This window comes from Cupriavidus sp. 05N39 (assembly GCF_056397325.1).
The window spans coordinates 58857-84588 of record NZ_JBFTNE010000001.1 but is presented as its reverse complement, the minus strand read 5'-3'; the positions used below and the strand labels follow the sequence as shown (position 1 = coordinate 84588).

Here is a 25732-nt window from a genome sequence, read left to right as displayed (position 1 = left end):
TTCAGGCAGCCGCTTGGGAAACCATGCGATCGGTCTGCGCAAGCGCGGAAGGACGCAAGACCATCAAGGCAAAGTGGAAGGCAAAGACAAGGTGCCCCAGCGTCATCAGCGCGCCGCCGAGCGAGCGTCCCTGCAGCCAGGGCAGCGTGACCGCCACCGAGTCCATGAAGGGGCGCGCCGGGTCCAGCAACGCCAGGCCCTGCAGTACGCCGCCGATGCTCAGCGTGATGAGGTAGGTGAGGAAGCCCGCCACCACCAGCCAGAAATGCAGCGAGATCAGCGCCGGCCGGGGCCACGGCGCATCGACCATGCGCGGCAGGGCAAAGTAGATGCCGCCGAAGATCACCATCGACACGAAGCCGTACATGCCAAGGTGCGCGTGCGCTACCGTGAAGTGCGTGAAGTGCGTCACCGCGTTGAGCGAGCGCAGCGCCTCGAACGAGCCCTGCACCGATGCCAGCGTGTACATGATGGCGCCGAACACGATGAAGCGCAGCGTGGCCGAGTGGCGCAGCGCGCCAAAATGCCCCTTGAGCGTCAGGTGCTGGTTCACCGAGAACGCAGTCACCGGGATGATCATCATCACGCTCTGCACGATCGACAGCGTGATCAGCCACGGGGGAATCGGCCCGCCGATCAGGTGGTGCGCGCCGACCTGGCCGTAGAAGAACGCCAGCGTCCAGAAGCCCAGCAGCGACAGGTTGTACGAGCGCACCGGGCGCCCGATCACCTTGGGCAGGAAGTAATACACGGCGGCAAGCGACAGCGGCGTATAGAACAGCCCCAGCACGTTGTGGCCGAACCACCAGTTCATCGTGGCCTGCTCCACGCCGAAGTGCACGCCGGGGATCTTGGCAACCACATACAGCACCGGAAACCAGAACAGCGCCGCGCCGATATACCAGACCGACACGTACAGATGGTGCACCCGGCGCTTCTGCAGCATGAACGCCAGCGGCAAGCCGATCAGCATCCCGCCCAGTGCGAACAGCAGGCCCACCTGCCATGGGATCTCCAGCCATTCCATGCCGGCATTGATGCCCACGGCAATGGCACCCAGCCCCGCCACCAGCCCGGCATTCCAGACCAGCGCGCCGATCATGGCGAAGCGCCCGCCCAGCAGCGGCGTGCGCAACAGCCTGGGCAGCATCCACAGCGTCAGCCCGAGCAGCCCCATCGGCGCCCAGCCGTAGGCCACCGCGTTCAGGTGCAGTGTGCGCAGGCGGCCAAAGGTCAGCCAGGCCTGCCCGGTCAGCAGGTCGGGCATGTGCAGCTTGAGCGAACTGAGCAGCCCGGCGGCGGAAGCCACCACCAGCCAGACCACGGCACAGCTCAGCATCAGCAGGGCCGGCAGGGAACTGGAGCGATCGGCCTCATGGCGCGCGGCCAGTTCGGCTTCTAGATCGGCTCGGGCCGCCGCGGCGACGGATGCGGTCTGCCGGTTGGACGCAGCGCCGGTCCACAGCGCCTGCTGCTGCGCGGCATCGCTCGACGGCTCTTCCGGATGGCCGATTTCGCCAGACGCGAAGATGGTGCGCGCACCAGCCGACTCGAGATCGAACAGGCCCTTGCGCAGCGACCAGATAAAGGCAAACAGCCCACCTACGGACAGCAGGAAGGTAGCTAACAACAGACTCGTGGGATCCATGTTTTTCCTTGCACTCCCCACGACGGCGCCACGGCCGCCGCAGTCAACGGACAGCGCTGAATGCTAAGCAGACAAGACAGGACCGAACAGAAGCAGATCAACACGAATCGACCGGATCAGGGGGATTGGCACGCGACAAGTTGCCGCAGTGCACATATCCCGGCTGATTCGTTGCCGGCGCGGCATCGCCACTGCACCGTGCCCTTTGCTGATACGGTACAGTCATCAGAATCCGGCCATGTGCCAAACAGCGAATTCCCGAACCGCCGATGCCGCGCAGCAAACCACCCACCTCCCGCCAGCCCCAGATGGAACCGCCCATCGGCACGCTCTATGAATTGCTGGCCGACGACATCGCGCAATCCATCCAGGCCGGCACGCTGCGGCCCGGCGACCGCCTGCCTTCGGTGCGGCAGGCCAGCGCCAGCCGCTGCCTGAGTCCCTCCACGGTGTTCCAGGCGTATTACCTGCTAGAGGCGCGCGGCCTGATCGTCGCGCGCCAGCGCTCGGGGTACTTCGTGGCGAGCACCACCCGCGTGCTGCCGCCGGAGCCCGAGGTGGCATCGCAGCCGGGAGAAGGCTCGACCGAGCTGAATGTGAGCGACCTGGTCTTCGACGTGCTGGCGTCGGCCAAGCAGCGCGACCTGGTGCCGCTGGGCTCCGCGTTCCCGAGCCCGCTGCTGTTCCCGCTGGAACGCCTGGCCAAGTCGATGTCCGGGGTGATCCAGCACCTGGACCCGTGGAGCTCGGTGGACGACATGACGCCGGGCAATGCCGGCCTGCGCCGCCAGATCGCGCTGCGCTACCTGATCGACGGGCTCACCGTGCACACCGATGAGATCGTCATCACCAACGGCGCGCTGGAAGCGCTGAACCTCTGCCTGGCGGCAGTCACGCGGCCGGGCGACGCGGTCATCATCGAGTCGCCCACCTTCTATGGTGCGCTGCAGGCGCTGGAGCGCCACGGACTGCGCGCCATCGAAGTGCCCACGCATCCGCGCGAAGGCATCGAACTCGACGCCCTCGCCCGCGCGCTGGAGCGCCATCGCCCGAGCGCATGCTGGCTGATGACCAATTTCCAGAACCCGCTGGGCAGCCTGATGCCCGACGCCAAGAAGCGCGAACTGGTGAAGCTGCTGGCGCGCTTCGCGGTGCCGCTGATCGAGGACGATGTGTACGGCGAACTGTACTTCGGCAACAAGCGGCCGACGCCGGCGAAGGCGTTCGACACGCAGGGCCTGGTGATGCATTGCGGCTCATTTTCCAAGTGCCTGGCGCCGGGATACCGGATCGGCTGGGCCGCGCCGGGACGCTTCGCGCGCGAGGTGGCACGGGCCAAGCTCACCAGCACGTTGACGGTGGCCGCGCCGACGCAGGCGGCCATTCTCAATTATCTGGAAAAGGGCGGGTATGACCGTCACCTGCGTCAGTTGCGGCAGGCGCTGGCGCAGCGGCAGGACGCGTTCGCGCAGGCCATCGCGCGGCATTTTCCGGCGGGTACCCGGGCTACGCGGCCCGCTGGCGGGTATTTCCTGTGGATTGAAATGCCGGTGGGGACCGATAGCCTTGCATTGCATCGTTTCGCGCTTTCCCATGGGATCAGTATTGCGCCCGGGCCGATTTTCTCCGCGCATGGGGGGTTTCGGCATTGCTTGCGGATTAATTGCGGGCATGATTTTGATGAGCGGAGTGACGCTGCGCTGGCTACGTTGGGGAGGTTGGCCAGGTTGACGATGGAGTAGGAGTTTGATGCATGGGGTGGCGTCGTCTTGCGCTCGGTTGTGGTTTTTTTTTGGTGGCGGTGCGGGTTGGTGGACGATTGGATTTCTGCGCTGGTGGTGTTGCTTGATCGGTGTTGGTTTTTGCACCCAACAGCCATACGACATCCCCCCTGCGGGGGGCTGCCGGTGCGGGTTGGTGGACGATTGGATTTCTGCGCTGGCGGTGTTGCTTGATCGGCGTTGGTCTTTGCACCCAACAGCCATACGACATCCCCCCTGCGGGGGGCTGCCGGTCACTTTTCTTTGCGTTCGGCAAAGAAAACTAACGAAAAGAAAGCCGACCCTGCCGGGGGCAGAGCAATCAGGCTGTTCGGCGGTAGTGATTGCGTCGTACGGGCAGCGGCTTCGGCTGGCGTGCCCTACCGGCTTGAAGGGCCGCGCCACTGCGGATGGCACCGGTTTCGTGGTGCGGCCCCTGATGGCGGGCGCGGCGCCCATTCGGCCATCTGCCGTTCGCGGTGCAAGGGGCCGCTGCATTTCATACCTTGCTGGTCTCGTGGTTTTGTCTCCGACGGCAGATACCCTGCCATTTGACACCCTGCCGTACCGGCGCAAGCCGCGGCTGGAAATCGGCCATCTTCGTTTCGTGGTGGGCGCAGTGGCCCCGGGYGAACGCGGTAGGGTGTAGCGATGATGTTGTGCGGTTCAGCTGCCAATTCGTGAGCGAGGCCGCAGGCGACTGAATGCAGGCCACCGCGCCCACCACGAAACCCATTATTGCGAAGTTGCGCGGCGCCCAACCCTGCGAACGGCAGGGACCGAACAATCGCCGCGCTTGCCGTCGGAGACAAAACCACGGAACCAGTAAGTCCCGAAGAATCGTGGCCCGTTGCACCGCGAACGGCAGATGGTCGAATGGGCGCTGCGCCCGCCATCGGGGGCCGCACCACGAAACCGCTGGGGCATGCGGTAGTGCTGCCATTGAAGCCGGTAGGACATGCCAGCCGAAGCCGCTGCCCGTTCGACGCAATCACTACCGCCGAACAGCCTGATTGCTCTGCCCCCGGCAGGGTCGGCTTTCTTTTCGTTAGTTTTCTTTGCCGAACGCAAAGAAAAGTGACCGGCAGCCCCCCGCAGGGGGGATGTCGTATGGCTGTTGGGTGCAAAAACCAACACCGATCAAATAACACCACCAGCAAAGAAACCTCACCAAGCCCTTGAGTCCAACAGCCGACACCGCCCACTCACACCATCAACCCCCATCAAAAAGCCACCCAACCATTAAGCCTTACAATTCCCCACCCCCCAGGAAAACACAAAAATGGATTCCCGCCTGACCGAACTCGAAATCAAGGTTGCCTTCCAGGACGACCTCCTCGACAGCCTCAACCTCGCCGTAGCACGGCAACAACGCCAGATCGACCTGCTGCAAGAGCAGTTGCAGGCGCTCTACCAGCAAATGCGCTCCAGCGGCACCGGCGGCGCCGAAGGCGGCCCACAGCACGAAATCCCGCCGCATTATTGAGAACGCATGGCGGCACTCCGCAACAACAAAATCCGCCTCGATTGAACAAAGCCATCACCACCGCGGTCAGACCGGGTAACGCGCAAAACGCCAACCTGGAGGCACCGCAGCATGCCGACCATGCAACCCCGCACCCGGCTCCTGCCCGCACGGTCCATCCGCGCCAGGACCTTGAAAGCCGTCACAGCACTCACCATGCTTGGCGCCGCCACCGCCTGGGCCGGCTATAACGTCTGGACCGGCGAATACACATTCACCCGCGAGGAATTGCAGGCTGCCGTGGAAAAACGCTTTCCCGCAACGCTGCGTTATGGCCAGGTAATCGACGTGCAACTGACGCATCCGCGCCTGGTATTCGACGGCGCCAATAATCGCGTGACCACCCAGATGGACGCGCAACTCGGCAATACCTTGCTGCCGGCACCGCCGATCAACGGCACGCTTTCGCTCAGCAGCGCACTCAAATACGATCCGGCAAAACGCGCCGTGCTGCTCGACAATCCATCCGTCGAGCGGGTCCAGGTAAACGGCATGCCGGCGCAATATGGGGAGCAACTGAACGCGATCGGCGCCGTGGTGGCGCAGCAGTTGCTACGCGATTACCCGCTTTACACCTTCACGCCGGAGCAATTGCGCATCGCCGGCAAAGATGTGGAACCAGGCGCCATTACTGTGCTGCCCGATGGCATCAAGGTTCAGGTCAATACGCGTTAAACGCAATACGTATTGCGTATTCGCATCGATTGCCCCTGCCATTGCCGTGCAGGAAATGTTGTATCCGCGCACGCATTCAGCCAGGAACCACACCGATTAATATCACGGCGCGCGAGTAATGCCGCGCGACCGGTTATACTCCGCGCTCCTACAACTAACGGGTAAATACAATGGCCGTAGCTAAGAAAGTCGCACAAACCAGCGCAGCAGCAAAGACCAAGCCGGCAGCCGCCAAGAAGGCAGCAGCACCGGCAAAGAAGGCCAGCGTGCTGGCTCGCGAACTGGCAGCTGCAAAGAAGGGCCTGCTGAAGCTGCGCGCTGACGCGAAGAAGGCGATCGAAGCCGCCAAGCGCGAAATCAAGGTGGCTGCCGAAGCCGCCAAGCAAGCCGTGCTGGCAGAGCGCCAGGCCGCCAAGGAAAAGCTGGCAGCACAAAAGGCAAAGGCCAAGCCCGCTGCCAAGAAGCCGGTGGTGAAGGCCGCCGTGGCAAAGAAGGCTGCAGCCAAGCCGGCCGCCGCCAAGAAGGCCGCTGCACCGAAGGCAGCAGCTCCGAAGGCCGCCAAGCCGGCCGCCGCTCCCAAGGCAGCAGCTCCGAAGGCTCCCAGGAAGGCCGTCGCGAAGAGCGCCGCCAAGAAGCCGGCAGCACCGAAGAAGGCCGTGGCCGTCAAGGTCGAGGCAGAAGCGCCTGTCGCCGCGAAGTAAATCGCGCGAGGGCCAGCGCGGCGGGCGGCCCGGACATGCGCGCGGCAATCCGCGCCATGCTTCGACCCCCTTTCGCGCACCACTTTTGTGCGAACCGGCTGGCGCCTGGCAGGGCCAGCCGGACATCTCCTTTCGAAATTCCCCGTCTTTCCAGCAGTCCTGACCGATCGGCCAATTCGGCACGATCGCGTGAACACGCGCCCCGGCCCCCCCGCATTCCCGGCATCATTTCTGCCAGATCTCAAGCCAATACTTGAGCCAATACTTCAGCCGATGCGTCAGCCAAGAGTTAAGCGGACACCCGGCCGGAAAACCCAAATCGCCCTTTCCGCGATTACCTGCCCCCGGCATTAGCCAGCATCCATCCAGGCAAATCGGGCCGCGATCCGCCAGCATTCGGCCGGCAGTTTCCTATTTTCGGAATACCAGGCTGAAGTTATTGGCTGGCATCGGGATTGGCTCATCCATGCGGAAACCCTCGGCCTGGCCCAGCACCGCCACGTCCTCCATATTGCGCACGCCCCATTCCGGGTCGGCATTGCGCAACTGCGCATCGAACGCGGCATTGCTCGGCGCGGTGTGTTCGCCGTTGCGCCGGTAGGGGCCGTACAGGTAAAGCACGCCGCCGGCCGGCAACAGGCGCCCGGCGCCGGTGAACAGCGCCTGGGCCGCCGCCCACGGCGCGATGTGGATCATATTGATGCAGACCACCGCCTGTGCCGCTTCGATGCCCCAGGATGGCTGGCGCACGTCCAGCACCAGCGGCGCAAGCACGTTGGCCACGCCGGCATGCGCGGCCCAGCCTTCGATCGACGCGCACGCCGCCGCGTCGGGATCGCTCGGTTGCCAAGTCAGGTCCGGCAGCGCGGCGGAAAAATACGCCGCGTGCTGGCCGGTACCGCTGGCGACTTCCAGCACCAGGCCGCTCTGCGGCAATACCCAGCGCAACACGGCCAGGATGGCGTCGCGATTGCGGTCGGTGGCCGGCGCGATCCGGCGTGCGTCAAGTTGGCCATCTTGGTTCGGCATGTCGTTTCTCCTGTTATGGGGACGGAATAGGGCGCGGAACATCGAGCCACCGCCAATGTGCTGCCGCAAGCGTAGCAGGCATGCCCCACCCCCCGCCACCGGGGCCGCCTTCGGCCTGTCCGGTTGCTCACGCCGCCAAACCCAGGGGGCACAAAGCAAAACGCCCCCGACGACGTTGTCATCGGGGGCGTTCAGCCACGCGGGCCTGGACCGTCCCGCGGCCAGGATTACCGTTGCTTGCGCACCGGCTTCAACCTCCGCGTGGTCCAGTCCGCACTCAGGCCTTGCTCGTCTTGACGCTGGTGACATCGGCTGTCAGGTAGCCGACTGCCGCGCCAAAGCGGTCCTTGTAGTTGGCACGGACCAGCGGATCCAGCGCGGCCTTCACGGTGTTATGCAGGCTGCTCCAGTCGCCGGCGTGCTGGAAGTTGCTCATGATGTAGGTCCAGCCGTTGAGCTCGTCGACCGCATGCAGGCCGGTCGATTCGCCACCCGACGGCACCGACAGCAAGCGCGACAGCTTCTTGGTGTCGACGTTGTAGGCCCACAGGAAGTTGTTGACGTGCTGGCCGCTGTCTTCGCCGATAAACAGGGTGCGCAGCTTCTCCGAGAACTTGAGGTTGTCCGGATTGGCGATCGTCTCGGGGTCGCCGGTGTTGCCCAGCGCATCCGCGCCGATGTCCTTGCCGACGATCAGGGCCTTGGTATGCACCGGCACCCATTCGCTGTTGATCGCGGCGCCGTCCAGGTCCTTCTGGCCGCCGGCGAGGTTGTGCTGCATCACGCCGCCAGCCTTGAGCGCGGCGGGCAGCGAGATGCCGCTTTGCGCATTCCAGCCCTTGGCGTTGTTCGTGACCATCGAGTCCTGGATGTTCTGCAGCGCGGAGTAGGCCACCTTGTCCTTGATATTGACGGTGGTGCCTTCCATCTTGGTGAAGCCCATGCTGCCGCCCTTCAGGTAGGCGTAGCGGTGGGTTTCCAGGAAGGCGGCGGCCTTGTCCTTGCCCTGCAGGATCTTGACCCATTGCGCCTTGCCGCCGGAGAAGATCTTGGTGTATGCCGAATCGCTGGGATCGGCCCACTTGACGTCCATGACGTCGACCGGGCGGTTTGACTTGGCCATCGCCTCGACTTCTGCGCTGGTGGCATGGCCGAGCTTGACCCAGGACAGGTCCGCGCCGGAAGCCGCCGGATCGATGGAGAAGCCTGCACCGATCTTGGCAACGTACAGCGTGCCGGCGGAGAGGTCCTTCTCCTTGTCGGCCACGAACATGAACAGCCCGCTGTTGGTGGCGTCGTCACCCATCAGCACGGTGCGGTTGTCGGGCATCACCTGCACGAGTTCGTGCGAGATGCGGCCCAGGCAATAGTGCTTCCTGATGGAACCGGTGCCGTCGGGATTGACAGTCACTTCGGGCAGATGGCCATACAGATAGGGGTTGAACGCGATGTTCGCATTGCCGTACAGGTTCTTGGCGAACTTCGTGTACTGATCCGTCTGGTCGGTGTAGGTCGGAACATCCGCCGCATTGGGGAACGTTTCCGGCTCGTACTCTTCGCTGGACAGGTGGGTGTTCCACGGCGACAGGCTGGCGCCGCAGGTGATCCACAGGCCGTTGACGCCCGAGGTGTCGACGTTGTGGTACTTGACCAGCGCCAGCTTGCCGGTGGCCGGGTCCTGATCCAGCGTGAGCACGGCGATCGGCGACGGCAGGCGGCCGTAGGTGTCGGTGCCGAGCTGGTCGCGCGTGGTGTATTCGAACTGCACGACGGCGAATACGGTGTTGCCCTTCACGCCGGCCACCTTGGCGCCGTCGATCTTGAGCAGCGAGGTGCCATCCGGCGAGTCCGAGAAGAACTGGCGTTCCTTGCCGGCCACCGACGTGTCGATGATGGGCTGGTTGTTGATGTCGACATAGCCGCCCGCCAGGATGGTGCCGCCCTGGCCGTCCGGGACCATGTCGCCGGTGACGAAGAAGGGCTGGTAGGCCAGCTTGAAGGTCTGGCTGCTGCCATCGCTGAACGATACCTTCAGGCTCGAACCCACCGTGGTGGTCGCCATCGCTGCCGGGTTGGCCAGCGTGGGGGCCGCCATGCCGGTGAACTCGGCGGTGGTGAAGGTGGCGGCGGCGGGTGTGCCGGGTGCCGGTGCCGGCGCCGGCACCGGCGCGGCTACCGCGTCGCCGTCTCCGCCGCAACCAACCAGGAAGGCGGAAGCGCCAAGGCCCAGCGGCAGCATGGGTGCGCCGGCCAGGAATTTAAGCGCCTTGCGGCGGGATGCGTCCGGTTTGTCGAGCATTCTTCTTTCCCGTTTCGTTATGTGAGTGATTGGGCGGCGCGCGCTGCGCCGCCTTGCCGCGCGCTTGTGGGGAGCCGCGCGGCGTTCAGGCCGATTCGCATCCTATGAATGATTTGTTACAACTTGTTGAAAGTGTCTTAAATCGCAGACATCCAGGGACCGCCCGCGAAATCAGCCTAACCAGCGTAATCAGGGCAATCCGCGCATCCCGGACGGCCGCGGCCGCTGTTGTACACTGGCGCACGCTCCCTGCCAGGAGCTGATTCCCTTAGCTCTCAGCCCGCCGGCGCCGCTTATGGCCCGCCGTGACGCGGCCCCACCCGTGCCGACTTACACCCTCGCTTCTCCCGTCCAGGCGGACCTGGAAATCCGCAAAAGCCGTTTCATCGGCTACGCGATGCCCGTGCAGGACCGCGCAGCGGCCATGGCCGAACTACAGCGCCTGCGCGAAGCGCACGCCACCGCCACCCATGTCTGCTGGGCCTTGCTGGCAGGCGGCCAGTCCGGCATGTCGGACGATGGCGAGCCTTCCGGCACAGCCGGCCGGCCCATGCTGGAGGTATTGCGCCACCATGAACTGGAAGGCGTGCTGGCGGCCGTGGTGCGCTACTACGGCGGCATCAAGCTGGGCGCGGGCGGGCTGGTGCGGGCCTATACGGATGCCATCGCCGCGGCGCTGAAGGATGCGCAGCGCATCGAGCGCATCGCCTATGCCGAACTGGTTGCGGAGGTGGACTACGCCGACGAGGCGCGCGTGCGCCGCTGGATCGAGCAGGAGGGCCACGTGCTGGCGCATGGCGAGCATGGCGCCGCCGCCCGGCTGACGATCCGCCTGCCGGCCAGCGCGCTGGACGCGGCGCGGGCCGCGCTGCGCGACGCCACGCATGGCCGCGCCCGCTTTCCCGGCGCGGACGATGGCGAGGCGCAGCCATGAACAACGGCCCACACGCGCCCGGTTCGGGTTCCGGCGGCGCGGCCGATGCCGCCACGCCCCCCTCGCCACCTTCGCCGGCCTTTGCCGCGCGCGTCGAACCACTGGGCAGCAGCTTTCCCGCCTTGCCCACGCAGACGCTGCTGGAAGCCGCGCTGCTCGCCGGCGTGCAACTCCCCAGTTCCTGCCGCAATGGCACCTGCCGCACCTGCCTGTGCCGGCTGTCCGCAGGGCGGATTGCCTATCGCATCGAGTGGCCGGGCGTGAGCTTCGACGAACGCGACGAGGGCTATATCCTGCCCTGCGTGGCGTATCCCGAGAGCGATGTGGTGATAGAGGCGCCGCTGGCGCGCCTGCCGGACGCTTCCCGCGCTTAAGCCACACTGACCAACTTGCGCCTTCGCGCCGGCACGGCCCGCGCAGCGAGGCACTGCATGAAGAACTGCCACGCGATGCGCAGCGCATCCGGGCCGGAAGGATCGGCAAAGGCCTGGCTGGACGGGCCGCCGCTCCACGCATGCCCGAGCCCTTCGATCCGCACCAGGCGGACATAGGGCTGCCGCTCGCTCGACCATGCGTAGACGCTGAAGGGCCGCCGCTGCCCGCGCTGCCCCCGGCGTGGTGCGGCCAGCACGGGTGCTTGCGGCAACAACTGCTGCCACAACGCGGCCGAAGCCAGCGCGTTGTCGAAGTGCACCACGTGATCGGCATCCCCGTGCACCAGCAGCAAGGGCGGCGGGCGGCGCCCCGCCAGCAGCAGCCGCGCGGCCGCCACGTCGGGGTGGCCCTTGCCTTGCATGACGCGCGCCGCCTGCGCGGCGTTGGACGCGCTCAGCGGCACCGCGCCGGAATGCGAACCCACCGCGGCGAAGCGGTCCGGATAGCGCAGCCCCAGTATCTGCGCCATGGCGCCGCCGGCCGACAGGCCAAGCGCGAACACGCGGTCGCGGCGAATCGGGCGCTGCTGGCACACATGCTCGACGATGGCCATCAGCAGGCTCGCCTCGGCCGCCACGCGCGCGGAAGCGCCGAACCAGTTCCAGCACCGCTGCGCGTTCGCGTGGGAGGATTGCTCGGGCATCAGGACCACGCAGCCCGCGCTGCGCGCCACCACCGCGGCGCGGGTACATGTGGCAAAGCTGGCCGTGTCCTGGCCGCAACCATGCAGCAGCACCAGCATAGGCGCCGGACGCGAAGCGCTCACCCCTGGCGGAATAAACAGCCGGTAACGGCGCTGCACGAGCGGCCCCAGCCCCCAGCTTCCTTCTTCCCAGCGCCCCCCGCCACGGCCTGCCGGCGCCGGCACCGGGGACACGACACCGCTCAACACGCGTTGCGTGGCCTTGCTCATGGCCTCGCCCTGCCTCACCGCCGTTTTGATTGCGGACTTCGTGACCGTGCGCTGCGCGCGCCGCATGTTGCGGGCGGCGATCTTGCCGAGGGTGCTCCAGAGTTTGCTGCCACTGCTCTTGCGACGCGTCATCGGCGGCATCTCCTGCGCGGGGTGATGGAATGCGCCGTCAGGGCGCATGGCTGGCATGGACGCGCAGCGTTTCGCTGCAGCGCACCACCAGTATGCCGTGCAGCGGGAAGTTCTGTCAGGCTTTCCCTCGCCTTCAGCAAGCCTAGAAGACCCCACGCAGCGCCAGTTCGGCGCCGAGCAGCAGCAGCCCGCAAAAGAACACCTTGCGAAACCGCGCCGGGCTGATGCGATGGCGCAGCCATTGGCCGACGAACATGCCGCCCAGCGCGGGCAACAGCGCCAGCACCGAAGCGCCCAGGACGGGCGTATGCAGCAACGCGCCATTCATCGCCAGGCTCACCGCAAGCGCGATGGTGGACACCGTGAACGACAAACCCAGTGCCTGCACCAGCGTCTCCCTGTCCAGGTCCAGGCCCTGGATGTAGGGCACCGCCGGAATCACGAACACGCCCGTGACGGCGGTGATGACACCGGTGATCACGCCGGCCAGCGGTCCCAGCCAGGGTTCGGCGGCAGCCGGCACTTTCGGGTGGAAGGCGGCCAGGCCCAGCACCGCGTACAGCACCAGCGCCACGCCCAGCCAGGACGTGGCATGCGCCATCAGGCTGGCCGGCAGCAGCGCCGCCGCCAGCCATGTGCCCACGCAGATGGCCGCCAGCATGGGCCACATCCGTCGCATCAGCTGGCCCAGCCGCGGGCCGCTGTAGAGTTGCACCACATTGGTCACCATGGATGGCGCGACCAGCAGCGCCGCAGCCTGCGCGGGTGGCATCGCCAGGCCGAGCAGCCCCATCGCCACGGTCGGCAGGCCCAGCCCCACCACGCCCTTGACCAGCCCGGCGAGCAGGAAGGTAAAGCCGATCAGCGCCATCTGCGCGCTCAGGAACGTCGAGTCCATGGCCCGCTCACTCCGCCCGCGACGCAGGCGCCGCGATGGGCTGGTGCACCGCGCGGCTATCCGCCGGCGCCTGCTCGCGCTCGTTCAGGCCATAGTCGCGCAGCACGTGCGCCACCCGCAGGCGATAGCCCGCGAACACGCCGCCGCGCCCGGCCGACTGCGCGTGGCGGTGCTCCATCGTGTTGCGCCAGGCCATGACCGCGGCCTCGTCACGGAAGAACGAGAGCGACAGCAGCTTGCCCGGGTTGGTCAGGCTCTGGAAGCGTTCCACCGAGATAAAGCCGTCGATGGCTTCCAGCGTGGGCCGCAACTGTGCCGCGAGGCTCAGATACGTCTCCATCCGCCCCTCGGCGGGTTCGACTTCGAAGATGACTGCGATCATGGTGATTGTCCTTTTGTGATTGCGGTGTTTCAGGTGCCTGGCCGTTCAGGCACTCAGAGGAAATGCGGAATGCGCGTATTGAGCGAGGGCCGGTAGCGGAATGCCCGCACCAGCGCAGCGGGATCCGCGCCGCGTGCCAGCAGCGCGGCAACCACCGCCTGTGCCACCGAGGCGGCCAGCGCATCGCCGGGACACGCATGACGGCCGGCACCGAAGGTCCACGGCCGAGAGGCCTTGTCCGCGCACTCGCCCGGCATGCGCTCGTCGAACGAAGCGGCCGCCAGCACCAGCAGCACCCCATCGCCGGCCTTCAGGTCCGCGCCGCACAGGCGTGCATCGGTGGCCAGGAAGCGCCGTGTGTTCTGCACCGGCGGATCTTCGCGCAGCACCAGCGCGGCGACATCGCGCAACGCGCCGGATTCGTCCGGGCGCCGGCCTTGCGCCATCTCCCTGCCAAGCCGCACCAGCATGTTGCCGACCAGTCCGGCGGTGGCCTCGCACGCTTGTATCAGCAGGCCAATCGCATTGGTGGCGATCACCGCTTTCGCCACGCCGGCGGCAAGGGCTTCGCGTTGCAGCGCATCCAGCGGCCGGCCTGGCGCGGAGGCCGGCGCGCCCGCCGATAAGCTCTCGCGCATCCACGCCTGCAGCCAGGTGGCCGCCTCGCTCCCGGCGGCAATCTCCTGCGCGGTTGCCAACGGCGACATGGCCCGCGCGAATGCCGTCACCTGCGCAGCGGCCTGCATCGCCACACCGGGCTGGCCTGCTACGGCCAGGCCGAGCGCATCGGCCACGGCCAGCACCGGCAGAGAGAACATCCAGTGATTGACCGCAGCACCAGGCTGCGTCAGGTCGAAGGGCAGACCCTGCGCCAGCGCCGACACGCGCTGCCGCATGCCGCCCAGTTCCAGGGCCGCCATGCGTTTGAGCAGCACGCCCTTGAGCGGCGCGTTCCACGCGCCATCGTTCATGCGGATCAAGCCGCCAAACAGCGCGCCGGCAGGGCTGCCGGCCAGCCCGGGAGGCACTGGCTGCGCGGGCGGCCTCACGCGGCTGGCGGGATGCGCCARCACCGCCGCGACCTCGGCAGCGCCGGCGGCAACCCACAGTCCGAGCGCCTCGTCGCGATAGAAAGGCCGGCGCGCGGCGAGGCCGCGGTAGTAGGGCGCCGGGTCGGCATGGGTGACGGCGGCAAGCGGATCTGACGGCATCGGGATCGRCATGGGCATCGGTGTGGGAACGCGGTTGATATTGGTGAGTATGCGTCTATACTGCGATCGTTGTTTCACCGCGAGATGAACTATGGAATACGCGCCCAGCATCAGCCAGATGGCCGGCCTGCTTGCCGACCCCGGACGGGCCGCCATGTTGTGGGCGCTGATGGACGGCAGCGCGCGCCCGGCTGGCGAGCTTGCTGTCATCGCCGGTTTGTCGGCATCGTCCACCAGCGGCCACCTTGCGCGGCTCAGCGAAGGGGGGCTGCTCGCGGTGCAGACGCGCGGGCGCAATCGCTACTACCGGCTTGCCACGCCCGAGATCGGCGTTGCCATCGAGGCGCTGGCCAGTGCGTCGCTGGCGAGCCAGCCGCCGCGCGTGCGCGCGGTACCCGCCTCGCGCACCGCGCCGGCGGCGCTGCGCCAGGCCCGCACCTGCTATGACCATCTCGCGGGAGAGCTTGCGGTTGCACTGTTCGAGCGCATGTCGCACGCCAACTGGATCGTGGTGGCCGGCACGGCCGTCGACCTGACCGAGAGCGGCACGCAAGGCATGGCGCAACTCGGCGTGGATCTCGACGTCGCGCGGCGCAAGCGGCGGCAGTTCGCCTGCACCTGTCCCGACTGGAGCGAACGCAAGCCGCACCTGGGCGGCGCGCTCGGCGCGGCGCTGCTCGAAAGCCTGATGGCCCGCAAATGGATAGAGCACACGTCCACCTCGCGCGCGCTGCGCGTGACGCCGCGCGGGCAACGCGAGATCTTGCGCATCGCCACTTGAGCGGCTGGCGCGCTTGCCCGGTTGGAATCCCCGTTTTCAAATGCGCCGGAACGTCATGGCGCCGCACCCATGGAGGGCTGATGCGATGAGCGATGAACTGGATGACGAAACGCACCGCGCGCTCTGGCGCCTGATCGAGCTGATCAACTTCGACGATCCCGTCATGATCGAGAAGCAGCAGACGCTGTTCGACGAGGCACTGGCCAGCTCGGACGACGCGGATGCGGTCGAGGGCCAGGAGCTGCTGTGGGTCCTCAAGGACGTCATCGACTGGGAGTCCGGCTTCTATGTGGACTGGAAAGACGCGCCGTCTTTCATCAGCTGCATGGACGAGCTTTGCGACCGCCTCGACATCGAACTCGACTGGGGCGTGGAAGATCCCGAAGACGAGGCGTTCCTGGAAAAAACCAGCGTGCCCGAGCTGATGGAACTGGCGCACGAGCAATTGCGCGTGGCCGGCATCACGCTATGGAACTGGGACACCGAGAGCGACGCCTATGCCGGCTGGCTGGCGCGCGGCGAGGACGATGAGGAGATGATCGGCCTGGGCGAAACACTGGGGCTGGAGATCAGGCCCGGCGACCAGCCGTATTGAGAGCGAGCGGATGCGGGTCCGCCTCCTCCGGGCCGGGGACGTTCCCTGTTAGTCAGTTGAAGTTGGGCTCTGTGTCGACAATTTCCGCGCCCCCAGGCCCCAACGTCTCCTCCAGCACATCGAGAAACACCCTCACGCTGGCCGGCATCAGCTTGCGCGCAGGCATCAGCACATAGACCTTGAGCGGCGCAGACGAATAAGCAGGCAACACCCGCACCAGCCGCCCCTGGTCCAGTTCGTCCTGCACATAGCGCGGCGACAGCCGCGCCACGCCCAGCCCGTCCAGGGCGGCCTTGAGCCGGATCTCCGCGTTCTGCGTGCGCATGCGCGGCTCCACCGCCAGGCTCGCCACCTCCACGCCATCGCGCAGGAACTCCCAGCGCCGGTCGTCGGCATTGCCCAGCGTCGGCCAGCTCGCCAGATCCTGCGGCGTGCGCGGCAATCCGCGCGCGCGTATCAGCGCCGGCGAGGCAAAGAATCCGCGATCGATCAGCACCACGCGTTTGCTGGCGAAGGAGCTGTCGAGCAAGCCGGTGTGGGTCATCACGAACACCAGGTCGTAGCCCCGCTCGACCAGGTCGGGCTGCTCCCAGCTCACATCCACCTCGACGCGCAACTCGGGATGCAGCCGCAGCAGCCGCGTGAGGCTGGGCGACAGATGCAGCGAGCCAACCTCGTACGGAGTGGAAATGCGCAGGGTGCCGCTGACCTGCTCGCTAACGGACACCGCCTCGGCGCTGATTTCGCGCAGTTCGTTAAAGAGCGGGGCGACCCGGTCGTAGAGTTGCTGGCCCCGTTCGGTCACCCGCACGCGGCGCGTGGTGCGCTCGAACAGCCGCACACCGAGTTGCACCTCAAGCCGGGACACCGCCGCGCTGGCCGACGACTTCGGCACATCGGCCAGGTCGGCCCCTTTGGTAAAGCTCGCGCCTTCCACCACCCGGCAAAAAATCTCCCAGTCCTTCCATTCGATCGTCTTCATGCGCCAATCCCTTTTGCCGCCTTGGGCCGCCTTACGCGCGCCATCGGTCGTGCGCGTCAATGCGGGCGATTGTCCCATATGGCGAACAATGGTGCGCCGATGTCTCCTGCAAAAGCTTTCCTTGACAATTTACATCGTAAATATACACTGTAAAACATCATCGCCAGACCATCTGACGATATGCCTCAAAAGGCATACGACATCCATCGCAGCACAACTGACAAATGGCAAAGAACCTTACCCAGGATGAAATCGAAACCTTCAAGGCGCGCCTGTGCGCGGTGGCCGAACGCCGCTTTGCCGAAGGCGGCGTAGCCAGCGTGAGCATGCGCCAGCTCGCCGAGGAAATGGGCTGCAGCCCGATGACGCCCTACCGCTACTTCAAGGACAAGGAAGACATCCTGGCGGCCGTGCGCACGGCGGCGTTCGACCGCTTCGCCGCCGCGCTGGAAGCCGCCGGCGCCAGCGTCGGCGAGCCGCGCGAGCGGGCGCGCGCGGTGGGCGAGGCCTACCTCGCCTTTGCCTTTGCCGAGCCCAACGCCTACCGGCTCATGTTCGACATGACGCAGCCGGGCGGCGACCGCTATCCCGAGCTGGAACGCGCCGGCTCCCGCGCGCACCGCACCATGAGCGCGCACCTGGAGACCATGGTGGAGCGCGGCCTGATCCACGGCGACCCGCAGGTGCTGAGCTATGTGATCTGGGCCTCGATCCACGGCCTGGTGATGCTGCACCTGGCCGGCAAGCTGCCCGGCGGGCCCGGTTTCCGGGCCATCCATGCCGAGATGATGCGGCTGCTGGCGCAAGGCATGCGCGCGCCCATCCCCGAAACCGGCGTCGAAAACGAATAAGCGAATAACGCAACAAGTAACGAAGCCAGCAACGAACCCGGCCCCCCGGCTACGCTGGAGCCAACCCCGCAGCAGACAACAAGGAGCACGAGATGAGCCAGCCGTTCCCGTCATCCCCCTATCTCAGCGGCAACTTCGCCCCCATCCTGATGGAGTGCGACGCGCCCGATCTGCCGGTGCTGGGCGAGCTGCCGCGCGCGCTGCGCGGCACGCTCTACCGCAACGGCCCGAACCCGCAATACGCGCCGCGCGACGCGCAGTACCACTGGTTTATCGGCGATGGCATGGTGCACGCCTTCCACATCGAGAATGGCCGCGCGCGCTACCGCAACCGCTGGGTGCGCACCAACAAATTCCAGCGCGAGCAGGCTGCCGGTCATGCGCTGTTCGGCAGCTGGGGCAACCCCGCCACCACCGACCCTTCGGTGCTTGGCCAGAACGACGGCGTGGCCAACACCAATATCCTCTGGCACGCTGGCCGGCTGCTGGCGCTGGAAGAAGCCGACCCGCCGGTCGAAATGGACAGCGAGAGCCTGGCCACGCGCGGCGACGTCGACTACGGCGGCAAGCTCAAGGGCGCCATGACCGCGCACCCCAAGGTGGACCCGGTCACCGGCGAGATGGTGTTCTTCGCCTATTCCGTCGATGGCCCTTTCACGCCCGGCATGCGCTACGGCGTGGTGGACCGCAACGGCCAGTTGCAGCGCCTCGAACGCTTCGAAGCGCCGTTCCCCAGCATGGTCCACGATTTCATGGTGACGCAGAACCATGTGCTGTTTCCCATCCTGCCGCTCACCGGCAGCATGGACCGCGCCATGCGCGGCGAGCCGGCCTATGCGTGGGAGCCGGAGAAGGGTTCGCACATCGGCATCATGCCGCGCAACGGCGGCACCGCGCAGATGCGCTGGTTCCGCGGCGCCGCCTGCTATGTGTTCCACGTCATGAACGCCTGGGAAGCCGGCAACAAGATCATCGCCGACGTGATGCAGTACGAGAGCGCGCCCCTGTTCAATCCGGGCGCCAATGGCGAAGGTGCGCGCCTGTGCCGCTGGACCTTTGACATGGCCGGGAAGTCCGACAGTTTCACGCGCGAGTACCTGGACGACATGCCGGGGGAATTCCCTCGCTTCGATGAGCGCTTCGCCACGCTGCCCTACCGTCACGGCTACTTCGCGTTCCGCCAGCACGAGAGCAGCGCGCGCGGCAGCTATGACAGCCTGGCGCACATCGACCTGCGCAGCGGCAAGCGCGCGGTCCATGTGCTGCCGCAAGGCGACGCCATCTCCGAGCCGGTGTTCGTGCCGCGCGCGGCCGACAGCGCCGAAGGCGACGGCTGGCTGCTGGCCACGGTCTACCGCGGCGCGCAGGCGCGCAGCGACCTGGTGGTGCTGGACGCCGGCGCGGTGGCCGACGGCCCGATCGCCACGGTACAGCTTTCGCACCGCGTGCCATTCGGCTTCCACGGCAACTGGCACGGCGCGGACTGAGCCGGCGCCTTGGCGCTTCTTTGCCTCACTGTTCATTCACGCAAGACGGCACGACACGCATCGTGCCGCATCACGACACCAAGGAGACCAGCATGGGAATGCTGACCGGCTTTGCCCCCTTCATCGCCTTCTTCATCGCCATGCGGCTGGCATCCCCGCTGGCTGGCCTGGCCTCGGCCTGCGCGGTCTCGCTGTTCATGTGCCTGCGCATGTGGCGGCGCGGCGAATCGCTAAAGGTGCTGGAAATAGGGAGCCTTGCCTTGTTCGCACTGCTGCTGCTCTATACCTTCATGGCGTCGCCCCAATGGACAGTGGCCACGGTGCGGCTCGCGGTGGATGCCGGCCTGTTTGCCATCGTGGCGATCTCGCTGGCGATCGGACGCCCGTTCACGCTGCAATATGCGCGCGAGCGCGTGCCACAGGAATACTGGAATGCGCCGCGCTTCCTGGCGGTGAACCGCCACATCACGCTGGCGTGGGCCGTCGCGCTGGCGATCATGGTGGCCGCCGACGCGTCGGCGGAATATGTCAGCGCGATCCCGTTGTGGATCGACATCGCGGCCACCGTGGCCGCCTTCGCCGGCGCCGTGATCTTTACCGTGCGCTACCCGGCGGCGGTACGGCGCGCGGCGGAGGCCGCCGCGGCGGGGCAGACACGGGCGTAGGAACAAGCGCTAGCTTCGGATTCCGTCGTGCCGGGCAAAACCGTTGGCTTCGCTTCCCGTGGCTCCTGGCCAGACCGCCCCTCACTCCAACCCTCTCCCCATGAGGGGAGAGGGCGTGAAGGCCTTCGTCATCGCGGGCGGCTTTGGCGCATCCTGGCCGCTTCGTTCGGTGCGTTGTGCATCAGGTTTCCTGACTTCCGGCTTTCAAGGCGCCCAGCCCGTCTTCTATCTCCTGCTGGAATGCTGGCCATAGCACCTGGAAGCTATCGAGTCCCTCGCTGCGAACCACTTGCCGCATGCCGTTACAGAGTTCTGCCAGGGTCGCATTTCCCACCAGTGCGAAGCCACCGCTCAGCGAGTGCAGTGCATTGAGGACTGCGCCGGCGTCGCCCGCATGCAAGGCATCCGCAATCGCCGCCGTTGCCTCCCGCGTAGCGGAATGCATCGCCTCGCACACCTGCGGGGTGATCGGCAATTCCGCCGGCGTCTTGTCGCTATCCGGTTCTCTTCTAGGGCTTCTACCGGCACGCGCCCGCAGGACACGCTCCAGCACCGCGAGCGGCAAAGGCTTGTTCAGCACGGTGGAAATGGACGCTTCCAGACGGCGAGCCGCGTCTTCCGGCATGCTATGCGCGCTCATCGCTACAACCGGCAAGCCTGGGTACTGCTGCCGGATGGCAGATGCCAGTGCATAGCCATCCATCACCGGCATGCCGATGTCCGTCAGCACGATGTCATATTGACTGTGCGCAAGCGTCTCCAGTGCCTTCGCGCCATGTTCGACAATCGTCGCGTCAAAGCCGAGCTGTTCGAGCTGGTCGGCCAGCATGGCACGGGTTGCCGGGTGGTCTTCCGCGACAAGCACCCGGATGGGCGGCTCGCCGGCATCGGACTCCACCGCACTTGCGGCATCCGATGCCTTGGCCGACGTTGCGCCGCCGTCCTGTGACCCGTGCGAAGGCGCCTCCGTCCGTTGCAATGGCCACCTGACCGTGAACGTGGTGCCCCGCCCCGGCGTGGTGTCGACGGAAATATGGCCTTGCACTGCCTCCACGATGCGCCGGCACAGCGGCAGCCCGAGGCCAGTACCTCCGTAACGTCTGTGGATAGAGCTGTCAGCCTGCGTATAGAGCGCAAACAGCGTTGGTACAACGGCCGGATCCATCCCGATACCGGTATCCGCAATCTCGAATTGCACTTCGGATACCTCGTTGTCTTGCACGAAGCCGGCGCGAATTGCCACATGGCCTGATTCCGTAAACTTGATCGCGTTGCTGACCAGGTTGGCGATCACTTGCCGGATCCGGGTCGGATCGCCGAGGAAGTGGCCGGCGGCGCCCGGCGCGATTTCGCAAGTCAGCGCCAGGCCCTTGGCCTCCGCCAGCGGCGCGAACGTGTCGCGCACGTCTTGCAGCAACTGGTCGCAACGGAAAGGAATGGATTCGAAGGTCAGCTGCCCCGCTTCGACCTTGGAAACGTCCAGCACGTCATTGATGATGCGAAGCAGCGAAGCGGACGAAGACTCGACAATCTCCAGCCTACGCCGCTGGCCGGCAGGCAACGGTGAGCGCCCCATCAGTTCCAGGCTGCCGATCATCGCATTCAGCGGCGTACGGATCTCGTGGCTCATGGTGGCAAGGAACGTGGATTTCGCCTTGTTGGCCTGGTCGGCCGCCTGGCGCGCCTCCCTGAGCTTCTGCTCCGTTTTCTTCTGCGCGCTGATGTCAAGCAGCGCGCAAAGCACTGCCGCTTCCCCTCGATACTTGACATGGGTGAAATTCACCAGCAGATGCGTCAAGGCCTGTGTGTCCGCCCCAAGGGTCAACTCCTGGCCAATCAACGGCCGGATCCGGTTTGGACGCTCTTCCGACGCACGGCGATAGAGTTCCCACAGCCGCTGGTTCAGCGGCGGCGCGCTGACCTGCTCGGCATATCGGGCCATCACGTTGTTGTCCACGATCACGCGGCCATCGCCATGCGCAAGCAGGCTAAGGCCCACGGGCGCCGTATGGATCAGCGCGCGGTTGAGCTTCTGGCTCTCCTTCAGGCGCACTGCGCGCTCGTAGGCCGGCATGAGGATCTTGCGGCGATAGATGGCAATGCGGATCCACAGCAACAGCCATCCCACCACGGCAAGGGCGCCGATCGTCAGCAGGCGATACTTGAGGCCGGCCAGGATTGCGTAAGGGCTATAAGCGTAAATGAGGGTCCAGTCCGTCCCCGGAATGCGCTCACTGACCTTGAAGATGCCATCCCTGAAGGTCTGTTGCACGCCCGGCCGCGCCGCAGCGACATGCGCGGCTGCCACACGGTTGATGAAGGCGCTCCGATCGCCGTCGGGCGTCAACAGTACCTTGCCGCGCCGGTCGAGAATGGCGAACTCGCCCCCATGGAACGGATTCTGCAGGCCATTCAGGAACCGGCCCGGACGCCTGCTGGCAACGACGATGCCGAGCGGCCTGCGATCGCTGTCGAACAGGAACTGTGCGAAGCGGACCATCAGCTCACCCGATAGCGGATCAAATTGCGGCGCCATCCAGACCACGTCCGCCGGCGCGGCTTCGGGATGCGCTACAGCAGCCTGCGTGAGGCTGACGACGTCCGGCCAGGCCTCCCTGAACAACCGGAGCGCATCGGGCAGCCGTGACGACGGTACAGCRTAGCCGCTTCCCGACCGGAGCAGCGTAGCCAGGAAATCCCCCTGTACTGAATAGAAATAGGTGTTCGCGGAAAGCTCGGGAGTCCGCGTCAGCACGATACTGGACTTGAGCTGTTTCTCCACCATTGCCAGCAGTGGCAGGAAGCTCGATGCTGGCCGGACGTCGGTGACCTCGGTGGCCACGGCATAGATGCGGCGGCCCGAATCCTGGCTGATCCACARTTGACCGTTATGCGAAAGGTACTGTTCGCGCAAGGCTGCCGACGGTTGCCCCTGGCTATCCCACACGCCTTCTGCATAGCCCGTGCCCCGCTTCAGGACCGCGCCGGCCCCTGTCATGCTGACAAGGAGCCTGGATTCCTGCGTCAGAAAGCTGGCGCGTGCGGCCGCATTGTAGTCACTGGCCGCCATCCACACGGCCAACACCGAGCACAGCAGGATAAAAGCCGATAATGCGGCACCACCTCCGTACAGCAGGGCAAGCTGACGCCGCTTCATCAACTCGGGATTGAAGTCGCGGCGGCTGCGCATGCTGCGGTGCCTGACAAGGCGTTTCAGTTTCATGGCGAAATTGACATCACGTGGCGCGCTCGCATCACGCTTGCTCCGGGCCGTCTTCCGGCTCCTGCTGCGTTTCGTTGCCGGCGTAACGGATCAGGTCCGCATCGCGCGTGACCCCAAGCTTTTTCATGGCCGCGACCTTCTGCGCGCTGATGGTCTGCTTGCTGCGATGCAGTTGGGCGGCGATCTCGCCCACTTTGTAGCCCGCGCGGAACAATCTCACGATTTCCGCCTCGCGGACACTCAGCTTGCGAGTACCGTCCGGGGACTCCTGATCTTCGAGCAAGGACACAACGGTGGGCGACAAGTACTGCCCACCGGTATGGGCGGCATGCACAGCGGTGACGATATGCGCCATTGCATCGGATTTGCTCAGGATGCAAGTCACGCCAAGCTTCTGGATGGCACGCAGCACCGCGGGATCATCCACCATGGTGATGGTCACGATGCGGACCTCGGGATACCGCCGCAGGATCATCGAGATAAGTGCCTGTCCGTCGCCGTACTTGCCATCCGGCATGACATAGTCGAGAACCAGGACGTCGCACTGCTGCTGACTCAGGGCGTCAATCAGCTCCGTGGAACTTGAGGCTGTCCCCGCCACCTGGATTCCGCTGACCCCCTGCAGCGAATGGGCAATGCCAAGCAACGTGACAGGGTGGTCGTCCGCGACCACGACACGCAAATGAAAGTCATCCATCGAGCCCACGCTTGTAGAAAGTTGCACAAGACCCCCGGGGTGCGAATGGCAAATAGCGCAAGCTCACCACAAACAACAGTTGTCAGGCCGCACAGCGGCAGCGCTTAAATCCAACACAAAATGATACTTATAGATCACTATTAGTCCGCCGATGTGCGAATAGGGTCATACCAATGGTATCCGATCCCCGTCAATGGCCACTTCCTCGCGACGAGGGGTAAGGTTAGCGCTTCGCTCGTTCATTCATTCGGTAAGTAAGTACCTAGTCACCCCCTCAATTCAGACTCGTCCTATTCTGAAATGCCGGCCATCCTCGTATCCTGTCGGTATGAAAGGATCTCTCAATTCCCTCGCGCTTCATCAAGCCCAGGTTCATGGCAACCCAATGCACGGTTGTGGCGCACGCACCCACGCCAGGCCTTGCGGTATGGGCGGCGCGAGCCGTCATCGCATCCTGGTCGTGGAAGAGAGTCCGCAGCACCTTTCCGCCACGATGCAAATGTTCGCCTGCCAGGGCCGGCATCATGTCGAAGGCTACATTGACGGAGCCAAAGCCTTGCAGCGCCTGGGCGAGTGCGCCTTCGACCTGATTGTCACCGGCCTCAATGTAGCCGGCGTCGACGGCATCCAGATCATCCAGAGCCTGCCTACGTCGCCGTTCGCACCGGCCCTGGTGGTCACCAGTGCCGCATCGGAGCCGATACTGGTCGGCGCCCGCAAGGTCGCCGAATCGCGGGGCATAGCGGTGATGGCTACGTTGCCGAAGCCGCTCGCCCAGGATGCCGTGAATGCAGCCCTCGACACATATATCGGGAGTGTCAAGCATGCACATCCCGTCCGTTCCGGCAACATCCCGGATTTTCAGCGCGATACCCTGATCTCCGCGATGGAAAACGGCGAAATGCAGGCCTGGTTCCAGCCAAAATACGCGCTGGCCGAAAACCTGGGCCACGCCGCGGAGGCGTTGGTGCGTTGGGAGCATCCGGAATTCGGGCTGCTGCTGCCCGGCGCCTTCATGCCCGACATTGAGCGTGAAGGGCTTGAGGCCCACCTGCTGCAAACCATGCTGGCACAGACACTCGCCGCACAAAGGCAGTGGAGCGCATCCGGCCACGATATTGCCGTCTCCGTGAACCTCACGACAAAGCTGCTCGACGACCCGGATCTTCCCGATCGATTGCACGCGCAGGTGAAAGCATGCAACGGCAACCCGCGTCTTATCGGTTTCGAGTTGACCGAAGACACCATGGAAGCGCAGGAAAGCAACTACTACGCTGGCGCATGCAGACTGCGCATGCACGGCTTTGGCCTGGCGCAGGATGATTTCAGCAGCGGTTTCAGTTCGTTCTACAGACTGGTGGCGACGCCCTTCACGGAACTGAAGCTGGATCGGTCCATGGTGAAAGACGCCATCATGATCGATGCCTTTCGTGCCGCCCTTTCGAGCGTAGTGCGGCTTGGACGCGAAATGGGCCTGACCGTCGTCGCCGAAGGCGTGGAAACCGAAGCCGAACTGCGCATTGTCCAGGAGGCCGGCTGTCACAGAGCCCAGGGCTTTCTGATATCGCCCGCGATCCGGCAGGATGCAATAGTCCGCTTCTTCTCCGCAGGCTGATGGCCGCCCGCCGTCCTGTCGTCCTGCGCCACTTTGCAATTTGACCTGAAGCGGATCGCCGTGATTCGCGACGAAACATGGTGTGGCCCCTCTCTCAGCGCCTTCGCTTTCGCATAGGCAACCGCGCTCCCCTGCCCCCCTTCCCCGCCCCCGGGCACGAGGCTCTGCGGCATGCGCCGCCCCCCCCAGCAGGCGAGCTCGGCGCACCCTCATTGACATGGCAAGTGGCGTGTCCCAAGCCCCCAAATGCTCCCGCTTCGACCTTGATCCGCTCCTGTTTCCCGCGAGCTCGCG

The 25732-nt window shown here is 65.5% G+C and carries 22 protein-coding genes; 12 read left to right on the top strand and 10 right to left on the bottom strand.

Annotation, left to right across the window (positions count from 1 at the left end; all coding sequences use genetic code 11):
• Window position 1: 1 nt before the first annotated feature.
• On the bottom strand, window positions 2–1648 hold the full coding sequence (locus AC1DN0_RS00370; RefSeq protein WP_441637443.1) for a cbb3-type cytochrome c oxidase subunit I: 1647 nt from the start codon (window positions 1646–1648) through the stop codon (window positions 2–4).
• A 308-nt stretch (window positions 1649–1956) separates the two neighbouring features.
• Between AC1DN0_RS00370 and AC1DN0_RS00365 the strand changes: the two genes are divergently transcribed.
• The 4 genes from AC1DN0_RS00365 to AC1DN0_RS00350 all read left to right on the top strand — a co-directional run bounded on the left by AC1DN0_RS00365 (window position 1957) and on the right by AC1DN0_RS00350 (window position 6309).
• Window positions 1957–3390 carry an aminotransferase-like domain-containing protein gene (locus AC1DN0_RS00365; protein ID WP_477143493.1) on the top strand — a complete coding sequence of 478 codons (1434 nt, stop codon included), beginning with the start codon at window positions 1957–1959 and terminating at the stop codon, window positions 3388–3390.
• 1300 nt (window positions 3391–4690) lie between these two features.
• Window positions 4691–4894, top strand: coding sequence for a SlyX family protein (locus tag AC1DN0_RS00360; protein ID WP_045236516.1), 204 nt, complete (start codon window positions 4691–4693; stop codon window positions 4892–4894).
• A 120-nt stretch (window positions 4895–5014) separates the two neighbouring features.
• Entirely contained in the window at window positions 5015–5608 is a 594-nt protein-coding gene (locus tag AC1DN0_RS00355) for a DUF1439 domain-containing protein (protein WP_441637445.1), read from the top strand.
• A gap of 170 nt (window positions 5609–5778) precedes the next feature.
• On the top strand, window positions 5779–6309 hold the full coding sequence (locus tag AC1DN0_RS00350) for a fumarate hydratase (RefSeq protein WP_441637447.1): 531 nt from the start codon (window positions 5779–5781) through the stop codon (window positions 6307–6309).
• Window positions 6310–6720: 411 nt separating this feature from the next.
• Here AC1DN0_RS00350 and AC1DN0_RS00345 read toward each other — a convergent pair whose 3' ends face one another.
• Together AC1DN0_RS00345 and AC1DN0_RS00340 are read right to left on the bottom strand one after the other, a co-directional pair.
• Complete coding sequence (locus AC1DN0_RS00345; protein ID WP_441637449.1) at window positions 6721–7338, bottom strand: DUF938 domain-containing protein; 618 nt, start codon at window positions 7336–7338, stop codon at window positions 6721–6723.
• Window positions 7339–7615: 277 nt separating this feature from the next.
• On the bottom strand, window positions 7616–9637 hold the full coding sequence (locus AC1DN0_RS00340; RefSeq protein ID WP_441637451.1) for a PhoX family protein: 2022 nt from the start codon (window positions 9635–9637) through the stop codon (window positions 7616–7618).
• 322 nt (window positions 9638–9959) lie between these two features.
• Here AC1DN0_RS00340 and AC1DN0_RS00335 point away from each other — a divergent pair, with 322 nt between their 5' ends.
• Together AC1DN0_RS00335 and AC1DN0_RS00330 are read left to right on the top strand one after the other, a co-directional pair.
• Window positions 9960–10571: an IMPACT family protein gene (locus AC1DN0_RS00335; RefSeq protein WP_477101874.1), complete on the top strand. Its 612-nt coding sequence runs from the start codon at window positions 9960–9962 to the stop codon at window positions 10569–10571.
• Window positions 10568–10945, top strand: coding sequence for a 2Fe-2S iron-sulfur cluster-binding protein (locus AC1DN0_RS00330; RefSeq protein WP_441637355.1), 378 nt, complete (start codon window positions 10568–10570; stop codon window positions 10943–10945). The genes AC1DN0_RS00335 and AC1DN0_RS00330 overlap by 4 nt, the downstream gene beginning before the upstream one ends.
• Here AC1DN0_RS00330 and AC1DN0_RS00325 read toward each other — a convergent pair.
• The 4 genes from AC1DN0_RS00325 to AC1DN0_RS00310 all read right to left on the bottom strand — a co-directional run bounded on the left by AC1DN0_RS00325 (window position 10942) and on the right by AC1DN0_RS00310 (window position 14542).
• Complete coding sequence (locus AC1DN0_RS00325) at window positions 10942–12051, bottom strand: extracellular catalytic domain type 1 short-chain-length polyhydroxyalkanoate depolymerase (RefSeq protein WP_441637357.1); 1110 nt, start codon at window positions 12049–12051, stop codon at window positions 10942–10944. The genes AC1DN0_RS00330 and AC1DN0_RS00325 overlap by 4 nt on opposite strands.
• A gap of 142 nt (window positions 12052–12193) precedes the next feature.
• Window positions 12194–12949, bottom strand: a complete 756-nt coding sequence (locus AC1DN0_RS00320; protein ID WP_441637359.1) for a sulfite exporter TauE/SafE family protein — start codon at window positions 12947–12949, stop codon at window positions 12194–12196.
• Window positions 12950–12956: 7 nt separating this feature from the next.
• Window positions 12957–13331: an antibiotic biosynthesis monooxygenase family protein gene (locus AC1DN0_RS00315; RefSeq protein WP_441637361.1), complete on the bottom strand. Its 375-nt coding sequence runs from the start codon at window positions 13329–13331 to the stop codon at window positions 12957–12959.
• Window positions 13332–13384: 53 nt separating this feature from the next.
• Complete coding sequence (locus tag AC1DN0_RS00310) at window positions 13385–14542, bottom strand: cytochrome P450 family protein (protein WP_441637363.1); 1158 nt, start codon at window positions 14540–14542, stop codon at window positions 13385–13387.
• Window positions 14543–14633: 91 nt separating this feature from the next.
• Here AC1DN0_RS00310 and AC1DN0_RS00305 point away from each other — a divergent pair, with 91 nt between their 5' ends.
• Window positions 14634–15323 (top strand): ArsR/SmtB family transcription factor, encoded by a 690-nt coding sequence (locus AC1DN0_RS00305; RefSeq protein ID WP_441637365.1) that lies wholly within the window; start codon window positions 14634–14636, stop codon window positions 15321–15323.
• 85 nt (window positions 15324–15408) lie between these two features.
• On the top strand, window positions 15409–15918 hold the full coding sequence (locus AC1DN0_RS00300) for a DUF6630 family protein (RefSeq protein WP_441637367.1): 510 nt from the start codon (window positions 15409–15411) through the stop codon (window positions 15916–15918).
• 52 nt (window positions 15919–15970) lie between these two features.
• On the opposite strand, the gene AC1DN0_RS00295 is transcribed toward AC1DN0_RS00300, so the two are convergent.
• Entirely contained in the window at window positions 15971–16900 is a 930-nt protein-coding gene (locus AC1DN0_RS00295; RefSeq protein ID WP_045236505.1) for a LysR family transcriptional regulator, read from the bottom strand.
• A 224-nt stretch (window positions 16901–17124) separates the two neighbouring features.
• On the opposite strand from AC1DN0_RS00295, the gene AC1DN0_RS00290 reads away from it, so the two are divergent.
• From AC1DN0_RS00290 to AC1DN0_RS00280, 3 genes are all read left to right on the top strand, one after another.
• Entirely contained in the window at window positions 17125–17751 is a 627-nt protein-coding gene (locus tag AC1DN0_RS00290; protein WP_477101815.1) for a TetR/AcrR family transcriptional regulator, read from the top strand.
• Window positions 17752–17843: 92 nt separating this feature from the next.
• Window positions 17844–19238, top strand: coding sequence for a carotenoid oxygenase family protein (locus AC1DN0_RS00285; RefSeq protein WP_441634338.1), 1395 nt, complete (start codon window positions 17844–17846; stop codon window positions 19236–19238).
• A gap of 92 nt (window positions 19239–19330) precedes the next feature.
• The gene (locus AC1DN0_RS00280) at window positions 19331–19903 is read left to right on the top strand and encodes a hypothetical protein (RefSeq protein ID WP_441634340.1); all 573 of its coding nucleotides are present in this window, start codon (window positions 19331–19333) and stop codon (window positions 19901–19903) included.
• A gap of 181 nt (window positions 19904–20084) precedes the next feature.
• On the opposite strand, the gene AC1DN0_RS00275 is transcribed toward AC1DN0_RS00280, so the two are convergent.
• Together AC1DN0_RS00275 and AC1DN0_RS00270 are read right to left on the bottom strand one after the other, a co-directional pair.
• Complete coding sequence (locus AC1DN0_RS00275; protein WP_441634342.1) at window positions 20085–23126, bottom strand: ATP-binding protein; 3042 nt, start codon at window positions 23124–23126, stop codon at window positions 20085–20087.
• Between the two features lie 31 nt (window positions 23127–23157).
• Window positions 23158–23823, bottom strand: coding sequence for a response regulator (locus AC1DN0_RS00270; protein WP_441634383.1), 666 nt, complete (start codon window positions 23821–23823; stop codon window positions 23158–23160).
• A gap of 427 nt (window positions 23824–24250) precedes the next feature.
• Between AC1DN0_RS00270 and AC1DN0_RS00265 the strand changes: the two genes are divergently transcribed.
• A complete protein-coding gene (locus AC1DN0_RS00265) occupies window positions 24251–25438 on the top strand; it encodes an EAL domain-containing response regulator (protein ID WP_441634344.1) in 1188 nt (395 codons plus the stop codon).
• Window positions 25439–25732 lie beyond the last annotated feature (294 nt).

Excerpts from the sequence above, each read along its gene's own strand:
- AC1DN0_RS00360 (WP_045236516.1), top strand. The coding sequence starts at position 4,691 with ATGGATTCCCGCCTGACCGAACTCGAAATCAAGGTTGCCTTCCAGGAC.
- AC1DN0_RS00345 (WP_441637449.1), bottom strand. The coding sequence starts at position 7,338 with ATGCCGAACCAAGATGGCCAACTTGACGCACGCCGGATCGCGCCGGCC.
- AC1DN0_RS00320 (WP_441637359.1), bottom strand. The coding sequence starts at position 12,949 with ATGGACTCGACGTTCCTGAGCGCGCAGATGGCGCTGATCGGCTTTACC.
- AC1DN0_RS00370 (WP_441637443.1), bottom strand. The coding sequence starts at position 1,648 with ATGGATCCCACGAGTCTGTTGTTAGCTACCTTCCTGCTGTCCGTAGGT.
- AC1DN0_RS00315 (WP_441637361.1), bottom strand. The coding sequence starts at position 13,331 with ATGATCGCAGTCATCTTCGAAGTCGAACCCGCCGAGGGGCGGATGGAG.
- AC1DN0_RS00295 (WP_045236505.1), bottom strand. The coding sequence starts at position 16,900 with ATGAAGACGATCGAATGGAAGGACTGGGAGATTTTTTGCCGGGTGGTG.
- AC1DN0_RS00270 (WP_441634383.1), bottom strand. The coding sequence starts at position 23,823 with ATGGATGACTTTCATTTGCGTGTCGTGGTCGCGGACGACCACCCTGTC.
- AC1DN0_RS00330 (WP_441637355.1), top strand. The coding sequence starts at position 10,568 with ATGAACAACGGCCCACACGCGCCCGGTTCGGGTTCCGGCGGCGCGGCC.
- AC1DN0_RS00365 (WP_477143493.1), top strand. The coding sequence starts at position 1,957 with ATGGAACCGCCCATCGGCACGCTCTATGAATTGCTGGCCGACGACATC.
- AC1DN0_RS00355 (WP_441637445.1), top strand. The coding sequence starts at position 5,015 with ATGCAACCCCGCACCCGGCTCCTGCCCGCACGGTCCATCCGCGCCAGG.
- AC1DN0_RS00305 (WP_441637365.1), top strand. The coding sequence starts at position 14,634 with ATGGAATACGCGCCCAGCATCAGCCAGATGGCCGGCCTGCTTGCCGAC.
- AC1DN0_RS00290 (WP_477101815.1), top strand. The coding sequence starts at position 17,125 with ATGGCAAAGAACCTTACCCAGGATGAAATCGAAACCTTCAAGGCGCGC.
- AC1DN0_RS00350 (WP_441637447.1), top strand. The coding sequence starts at position 5,779 with ATGGCCGTAGCTAAGAAAGTCGCACAAACCAGCGCAGCAGCAAAGACC.
- AC1DN0_RS00265 (WP_441634344.1), top strand. The coding sequence starts at position 24,251 with ATGGGCGGCGCGAGCCGTCATCGCATCCTGGTCGTGGAAGAGAGTCCG.
- AC1DN0_RS00280 (WP_441634340.1), top strand. The coding sequence starts at position 19,331 with ATGGGAATGCTGACCGGCTTTGCCCCCTTCATCGCCTTCTTCATCGCC.
- AC1DN0_RS00285 (WP_441634338.1), top strand. The coding sequence starts at position 17,844 with ATGAGCCAGCCGTTCCCGTCATCCCCCTATCTCAGCGGCAACTTCGCC.
- AC1DN0_RS00340 (WP_441637451.1), bottom strand. The coding sequence starts at position 9,637 with ATGCTCGACAAACCGGACGCATCCCGCCGCAAGGCGCTTAAATTCCTG.
- AC1DN0_RS00300 (WP_441637367.1), top strand. The coding sequence starts at position 15,409 with ATGAGCGATGAACTGGATGACGAAACGCACCGCGCGCTCTGGCGCCTG.
- AC1DN0_RS00325 (WP_441637357.1), bottom strand. The coding sequence starts at position 12,051 with ATGACGCGTCGCAAGAGCAGTGGCAGCAAACTCTGGAGCACCCTCGGC.